The organism is Pseudomonas sp. 05T35 (assembly GCF_056396605.1).
This window is the reverse complement of record NZ_JBFTLU010000851.1, coordinates 1-689: the sequence shown is the minus strand read 5'-3', so window position 1 is coordinate 689 and position 689 is coordinate 1. Positions and strand designations below refer to the sequence as shown.

Genomic DNA, 689 nt, shown 5'->3' with positions numbered 1-689 from the left:
GGTGAGGGACGGTGATGACAGTCAAGCAGATCAGGGCGTTTTTGGCAGTGGCGCAGAGTTTGAGCTTTGCGGTGGCCTGTGAGCGGCTGCACCTGTCGCAGTCGGCGTTGAGTTTGACCATCAAGGCGCTGGAAGACGGGCTCGGTGGGCGGCTGTTCAGCCGCACCACCCGCAACGTTGCGCTGACCCCGGAGGGCGAGTCCCTGCTGCCGCTGGCCCGGCGGTTGATTGCTGACTGGGACAACGCCGAGGATGAAATGCGCCAGCGTTTCACCCTGCAGCGAGGGCGGGTGACGCTGGCGGCGATGCCGTCGTTTGCCGGCAACCTGCTGCCACCGATCCTCAAGACCTTTCGTGCGCGTTACCCGAAGGTCAACGTCACGGTGAACGACGTGATCAACGAGCAGGTGCTGGAAATGGTCCGTGACCGTCATGTGGAGCTTGGCGTGGCGTTTGAGCCGACGCAGAGTTCGTCGCTGGAATTCACTCCGTTGTACATGGATCGCTTTGTCGCGGTGGTGCCGAGTGATTCGCCGCTGGCCGAGCGTGCCGAGATCGACTGGAAAACGCTGCTGGAGCAGCCGTTTATCACGTTGCAGCGGCCGTCGACGGTGCGGGTGATGCTTGAGGAGCACTTGCAGGCGCGGCAGATGAAGCTGCCGGTGGAGTTTGAGAGTCATCAGTTGGCG

General features: G+C 62.6%; 1 protein-coding gene. It reads left to right on the top strand.

Going from position 1 to position 689, the window contains the following annotated elements:
• Nucleotides 1–14 precede the first annotated feature (14 nt).
• A partial coding sequence (locus tag AC1DH9_RS30275; protein WP_477809470.1) for a LysR family transcriptional regulator occupies nucleotides 15–689 on the top strand: 675 nt, incomplete at its 3' end.